Raw genomic sequence first — 7,474 nt, forward strand, 5'->3', positions numbered from 1 at the left:
AAGGAAAATAGACTTTCTTGTAGAATATACAAAGTGACTTCCTCCTTATGGATTTTTGTGGTTTGGTCACTTCAAAATTCTACAAATAAGGGGTGAAGTCCTTTTTTATGCTTTAGAAAACCTTATGGCTCTTGGGTTGAAAAATGTGCAAAATGCTCAAATAAAAAGTATAAAGTTGATGGCTCGGTTGGAGTAGGAAATTGGGCAAGTGTTCCTTGGATTGCAATAATGAATACTGAAATTACAAATTCTACTCAAAGTGGATATTATCTAGTTTATCTTTTCAGCGAGGATATGAAAAAAGTATATTTGACTTTTGCTCAAGGAGTTACAAAAACTTCCAAAACTGAAATAGAGAAAATCAAAAAAGAAATTAGAAGTATATTACCTTCTAACACACAATTTCGATATGATCCCAAAATTCAACTTGGTGAAGGCAATTTAGCAAAACAATATGAAGATTCAGTAGCGGTTTATGTCGAGTATGATAAAGATCATATTCCTCCCGATGAGGTATTAATTAAGGATTTATTTGAAATGGTGAAATTATATGAAGACTTTATTAACTTTAAAAAAGCAGAAGGTAAAGTGAAAGAAGATTTGGATAATAATAGTAATATAACCGAAGTTATTATGAATTTAACTAGCAAAGAAGTATTGGATCAAATATATAAATATATTACAAATAAAGGTTTCTATTATAGTTATGAAAACATTGTAAATCTATATTTATCATTAAGAACTAAACCTTTTGTTATTATCTCCGGTATCTCGGGAACTGGTAAAACAAAAATTATACAATTATTTGCTGAAGCTATTGGAGCAAATGAAAGTAATGGTCAATTCAAATTAATTCCTGTGCGTCCTGACTGGAGTGATAGCTCAGAATTACTTGGATATGAGGATATTAAGGGAAATTTTGTGAAAAAACCATTTTTGGAAATGGTAGAACATGCTTTAGAATATCCTGAACTACCCCATTTTGTATTGCTTGATGAAATGAACTTAGCCCGAGTGGAGTATTACTTCAGTGATGTATTAAGTGTTATGGAAAGTCGCAAAAAAGATGAAATTGGGAACTATACTTCATCTACTTTAATTAAATATAAAGATGAAAAAGGGATAGAAAAAATTTTAACCTTCCCAGGAAATCTTTATGTGATTGGGACAGTGAACATGGATGAGACAACTCATACCTTTAGTAAGAAAGTACTGGACCGGGCAAATACAATTGAATTTAATGATATTGATTTAATGAATTTCTCTTCATTTAAAAATGAAGGACAACAAATGGACCCAATTAAAGTTTCTAACGATTCACTTCAAGCTAACTATATTTTTTTAAAAGAAGTATTTGAAGCCCATGAGTCACTTATCAAAGAAGTTTCAAATAAAATCAACTACATTAATGAAATCTTAAAGCCTATTTATGCTCAAGTGGGTTATCGAGTCCGCGATGAAATATGCTTCTATATGATACATAACAAAGAAGCAGGAATGTTACTTTCGGAAAATGAAGCAATGGATTTTTGTATTATGCAAAAAATCCTTCCACGTATTAGTGGGACAGAAAATGTGGTTCGCGATGTATTACTGAATCTAGAAAAAGAATTGGAATCATATGAAAAATGTTCAAAAAAGATTGAAGAAATGCAAGAGAGGTTAAATCAAAATGGCTTCGTTTCCTTCTGGACTGCTTAAAAATGAGCAGTTAGTAACAATTAAAACAGATGATCTCTATTTATCTATATCAGGTGACCTTGATCTAAACCGTTATAATCAAGAGAGCTACAAATCTTTTATAGATCATAATGAAACAATGCATTTTACTTGTAACCAGGCAACGGCGACAGTGAAGATTTTTGATGTGAAAAGCAGGCAATTAATTGAACAGCAACCTGAAAAAAGTTTTCTTCCTCTTTTCTTTGAAAATGAACGTTATTTAATGCAAGTGAAGCCTTTGAAAGAAAACAGAAAAGTGTATTTTTATCATGAATATGAGGGGTTTAGAAAAGCCGTTCGTCCTGTTTTGGACACGAATATTTTAAGTGGTGTTCTTCACTTCCAAAATGAAGTGGGGTTTAGCAATTTTGAAATTCGCGATGAACAGGGGAATACACTTCTATCAGTAGTGATGGAAGTGTATCCAGCCAAATTGGATTACAAGGAAGACTACCGTGCAATTTTAAATGAAATCAGTGAAGAAATTTATAACCTTGCTTATGATTTTATAAAACGAACATTTTTAAAGGGTTCTGCTCTGATTTATCATGAGCCAACTGGTAGTGAATTTTATCGTTTACTTGAAAAACACTTTGAAGATTATATGAAAGCTGTGAATTTTGTTGAGCAAAAACCCCATCATCAGTTAGTAACTGTCTATGAAGCGGTACGAGGAGATCGGTTAAGAAGGCAAGACTCTGTGGGGCGAACCTATTTAAGAAAAAATAGAAATTTATTTATGGAAGTCAAACAGGGTATATCACTAAATGGAAAACAACTTATGCCTCGAAAAGGACTTCTATTGAAAAAAAATCATACGAATGATACTCACGAAAACCGTTATGTCAAAATGACTTTAGAAAGACTTTATAGTCGAATAGAAAATTTATTGAAGGTGATTCAAAAGCCTAAGTTTGATCTGCAACCTGATTCTCAAGTTATTAATATTCTTAATAAAATGAAGAGTGAGATTTCAAAAAAATTAAAAAAACCATTTTGGCAAGAAATTGGCCATCTTGATCGTTCAGTTATGAGTATGGTTTTACAAATGGCTCCAGGATACCGAGATGTCTATCAGATATATGCCACTCTGTCAAAAGGAATTATTTTAAGTGGCGAGATCTATAAAATGTCTATAAAAGATATTGCAAAGCTCTATGAATATTGGACTTTTTTAAAATTAGGTAAAATCTTGAAAGAAAAGTGCGAAGAGATTAATCAAGATATTATACAAGTTAGCAATGATGGGTTGGTTGTAAATCTCTCTGAAAATAGTAGGGCACAAAGAGTATTTAAACACAAAAATACAGGCGAGATTATTAAACTTCAATATCAGTATTCTACGAGCAAAAATGCGACGGTAAGACAAATCCCTGATACGATGCTGATAATTGAAAAACTAGGTAGAGACTACAACTACATGTATATTTTTGATGCAAAATATCGAATTAATTTTGGAACTGAAGAAAGTGATACTGGGCCAGGACCAATGGAAGATGATATCAATACAATGCATAGGTATCGTGATGCCATCGTTGAGGAAAATGAAGGCCGCTTTGAAAGAATAGCATTTGGCGCATATGTTTTGTTTCCGTGGAATGAACAAGACAAATATACAGAACATCCTTTATATAAAAGTATTGAAAAAGTAAATATTGGTGGTCTTCCGTTTTTACCAAATGCTACGAATTTAGTTGAAACTATCATCGATAACTTGCTGAATAAAACAGCAGATGAACTACAAGCAGAAGGGATTTTGCCAATAGGGACTAAAGAATTTTTGTATAAAGATGATTTAGCGTATGTTCTAGTAGTACCTGAAACAAATGCTAAAGAATTGACAATTCAAATAAGGGATGAAGAATTACCAAAATATTGGCATAAAGCGAAGAAAATTGCATTATGTACCTCAGAAGGCATCAATCATGAGAGTTTAATTCAGAACATTATTCGCAAAGATAAGTACATTATCTTTCAAGTAGATGGCTGGCCATCACCATTGAATGATATTCAATCAGATGGTTACACATTAGCGGAACCAATTTTAGTTGAAGAACATATTTATAATGGGGCATATAAATTACCTGAACTATTATTTACCAATAGTGTACAACGCCAACTTTGTAGGATGTTGAAAGAAAAATTAGGTGATTTAGAAATTAAATTGAGTACAAAAGTGATTACGCAAAAAACAAGGATTTCATCTTTTAAATTTCGGGGACACATTTTCTATTGGGGAAGAAATACATTGTTTTATGAATATAACGGCAATGTTATAAAAGAAATTTCATTAAGTGACTTAGAACAAAATCTTTTTGAAATATTTAAAGAGCTAGCAACTGAAATATAGTTGCTAGCTTTTATAATTTATTTTGTTTCTCCATCCAAAACGCCTATACCTTTAATTGTATGGTTAATGATATTTCCATATTTTGTCGAAATGAATTTTCATGTTTTATGTCGAAAAAACTAGATTTTTCGATTATTATTAAACCATAGAAAAAAGTGAAATAAGTGTTGGAAGGGTAATAGTTATATTTGTTCACTATTTAGGAGGAATGACTTTGTCCAGCAAACAAGAAATCCAAAAACTATATGAAAAACTGATTGATGCATGGAATCGGCGGGATGCGGATGGAATGGCGGAGTTGTTTGGGGAAGAAGGGGTGCAGATCGGATTCGATGGAAGCATCGCGACCGGCAGGGAGGAGATTCTCTCGCATCTTGCCCCCATTTTTGAAAGCTATCCAACGGCTCCTTATATTACGAAAATCAAAGAAATCTGTTTTTTAGGGGCAGACGTTGCCTTTTTGCGTGCCATTGCCGGGATGGTGCCACCAGGGGAGTCCGAAATCGAACCTGCCGTCAATGCCCATCAGACGCTTGTCGCGGTGAAAAAGGACGATGTCTGGTATATTGAATTATTTCAAAACACTCCAGCCCAGTTCCATGGAAGACCGGAATTGGTGGAAGAAATGACTAAAGAGTTGAGGGAATCGCTTTAATTTACCGACGCAACCAAAATATCCTATGAGGTTCTATGCAATATATGTGTAAGCGCCAAATAACGTCCATGAAAAACTCGTGGGCGGTATTTGGCGCTTACTTTTTTTATAAAGATATTACTTCCCAAAAAATTGAACTCTCTAGGATGTCATACCCATAAAAAAACTAAAAATTTTTTCAGCAAAGGAAAATTTTATATAATAATATAATAAAATATAACTATAAAAAATAAAAACATCCAATGGAATAAGAAAAAAGGTGAGTAAAAATGATTATCATTAATCCAAAAGACCAATCAGAAAAAGAAATTTATAGGTTACTGACTAGTACGATTATTCCACGGCCGATTGCTTTGGTGACCACTCAATCCACTGATGGAGTGATTAATGGAGCACCTTTCAGTTATTTCAACATCGTGTCGGCAAAACCTCCAATGATTTCGATTTCCGTTCAGCGGAAAGAGAATGGAACGATGAAAGATACCGCAAAAAACATATATGAAACCCAAGAATTTGTTGTACATATAGCGGATGATGACAATATAGAGCAATTCAATGCCGCAGCGGCAAATTTGCCAAGCGGTGAAAGTGAACTGGCATTTGCAAATATGACTCCGGCACAAAGTGAAATTGTCAGCGTTCCCGGTGTACAAGAAGCGAAAGTGCGGATGGAATGCAAGCTTGTGAAAGGCATTCCTTTAGGCGGGAGCAATGACGAAACACCTGCCTGCGATTTGTTTATAGGTGAAGTGGTATTCGTGCATATTGATGAAAAAATTTATGACCATTCGCATATAAAAATAAGGGAGTTTAATCCTATTTGCCGATTGGCTGGATCAAATTATGCCACAATCGGAAATATTTTTTTCATGGAAAGACCTAGGTAAAAACTTCTATTTTCCAATAGTGTTTTGGGAAGATAATTTTTTTGTCCGTTAGGAGAGAGAAATGAATGGTTAATAGACAATCTGACACCAGTGTTTTTGAAATAGTATGGAACAACTCCAATGATGCCTTATTCACCGTTGATTATGAGGGCAGGATCTTATTGGCGAATCCTGCCTTTACAAAGCTTCTTGGATGGGAACCGAAGGATTTGAAAACTCCCGATCATTTTATTTTTCAAAATAAAGAAGAATATGAAATATTATTGGACACGTTAAGAAGCGGAAAGAATGTCCCTCACTATATAACGAAAAGAAAAAGAAAAGACGGAAAAATATTGGATATTTTGGCTTCCTATGGTGCAGTAAATATCGGGAAGGTGCTTGCAGTGGGGATGTACAAAGATTTTACTGAACATATGGAAATGCATCGAAAACTGGAATTAAGCCAGGCAAGTTACCGCAATTTATTGGACCATTTTCCTTACGCCATTTTTTTGACAAATGATGATACCATCATTTACGCGAATCAGCTTGCCCTTGACATTGTGTGTGCGGACTCCAAAGATGCGATTATCGGGACGTCCATAGGGAGGTTGCTTCAAACGGAACACCCTCTCTCACTGAAAGAAGGGGAGCCGGCGACAGAAAAAGTGAAGCGGATCGATGGGGAAGAATTGTGGGTTGAAATCACGGTTCGGCGTGTTTTGTTTGAACAGGAATATGTGAATCAATGGGTGATAAGGGACGTCACCGAGAAGAAAACTTATGAAGAGCAGCTGGAGTATTTTGCATTCCATGATCCGCTGACAGGTGTTTGGAACAGGCTTCATTTTACAAAGGAAATGAAAAAAATCATGGATGAAGCGGGCAAGAAGAATTCCATGTTCGGCATCATGTTTATCGACTTGGATGACTTTAAACAAGTGAACGATACTTTGGGCCATGACATGGGAGACGAGCTATTGATCAAGGTTGCGGATCGGTTGAAAAAGAATGTGCGGGAAGGGGATGTTCTTTGCCGTATTGGCGGGGACGAGTTTCTCATTTTGATTCGGGATATCCGCGGAAAACAAATGCTTGTGGAAGTGGCAAAGCGGCTGCAAGATATCTTTCAAGTCCCTTACCAATTGGGAGATCGATCGGTTGTTATTACTTCCAGCATGGGAATCGCCATCTTCCCGCAGGATGGAACTGATGCGAAAACGCTTATATCCCGTTCGGATCAAGCTTTATATCGAGCGAAAAGTCAAAGAAATGGGGTCCAGTTTTACGAAGGTTGAGGAGAAGTGAGAAGTGCGGAGTTTTTAAGAAGCCGGGATATGGTCGGCTAAAACGGGATGGATTGAATTTCCCGTTTCCTGTCTATACTATTGATGAGGTGAAGGGAATGGAAAACTGGCAATATGCCCAATTATCCAAAGAACAGTTGGCGGAAATCCAGGCTTTGGAGAAAAAGTTGGGATGTGCATTAATTGCCTTTGAAAGCGCAAACCGGCAGGAAGATAAAGAACCATTGGAAAACTGATAGGATGTATCTTATCAGTTTTCTTATTTTCAAAAGGTTTCTCTGGTGGAATATTCAACATATTGCAATCGGCTTGATATAACGGTTGATGCTCCCATCCCAATATGAACATTTGCGCCCCCGTTTGGAAAATTCTTTGATTCCCGTCCAAGTGAGGGAATTGGGGAAGTAGGCGGGTATTACGCATGTCCCAAGTTGGGGCATGCGATTTTTTGTGCGCCCGGCATGTACATGAACTATAGGGTGTAAGTCCCGAACCCCGAAGACAGAAGTAGAGGTTAGCCAAGAGCAAGGGTGTCCGTGGTGACGCGGAATCTGAAGGAAGCTGGAGGCAA

Annotated in this window: 5 protein-coding genes and 1 pseudogene; all 6 read left to right on the forward strand. The window is 35.9% G+C overall.

Annotated features, from left to right (window positions below):
- Positions 1-144: 144 nt before the first annotated feature.
- Positions 145-1,701: pseudogene (locus ACFPOH_RS11685) on the forward strand (MrcB family domain-containing protein); the annotation flags it as partial.
- Entirely contained in the window at positions 1,673-4,072 is a 2,400-nt protein-coding gene (locus ACFPOH_RS11690; RefSeq protein WP_390309779.1) for a DUF2357 domain-containing protein, read from the forward strand. The pseudogene ACFPOH_RS11685 and the gene ACFPOH_RS11690, both read left to right, overlap by 29 nt.
- A 208-nt stretch (positions 4,073-4,280) precedes the next feature.
- On the forward strand, positions 4,281-4,727 hold the full coding sequence (locus tag ACFPOH_RS11695) for an SgcJ/EcaC family oxidoreductase (protein ID WP_390309781.1): 447 nt from the start codon (positions 4,281-4,283) through the stop codon (positions 4,725-4,727).
- A gap of 269 nt (positions 4,728-4,996) precedes the next feature.
- Entirely contained in the window at positions 4,997-5,614 is a 618-nt protein-coding gene (locus ACFPOH_RS11700; RefSeq protein WP_342580826.1) for a flavin reductase family protein, read from the forward strand.
- Between the two features lie 65 nt (positions 5,615-5,679).
- A complete protein-coding gene (locus ACFPOH_RS11705; protein ID WP_390309783.1) occupies positions 5,680-6,894 on the forward strand; it encodes a diguanylate cyclase domain-containing protein in 1,215 nt (404 codons plus the stop codon).
- Between the two features lie 107 nt (positions 6,895-7,001).
- Positions 7,002-7,139 carry a hypothetical protein gene (locus ACFPOH_RS11710; RefSeq protein WP_390309785.1) on the forward strand — a complete coding sequence of 46 codons (138 nt, stop codon included), beginning with the start codon at positions 7,002-7,004 and terminating at the stop codon, positions 7,137-7,139.
- Positions 7,140-7,474: the final 335 nt, after the last annotated feature.

Source organism: Ureibacillus suwonensis, from assembly GCF_042655065.1.
Classification (GTDB): domain Bacteria; phylum Bacillota; class Bacilli; order Bacillales_A; family Planococcaceae; genus Ureibacillus; species Ureibacillus suwonensis.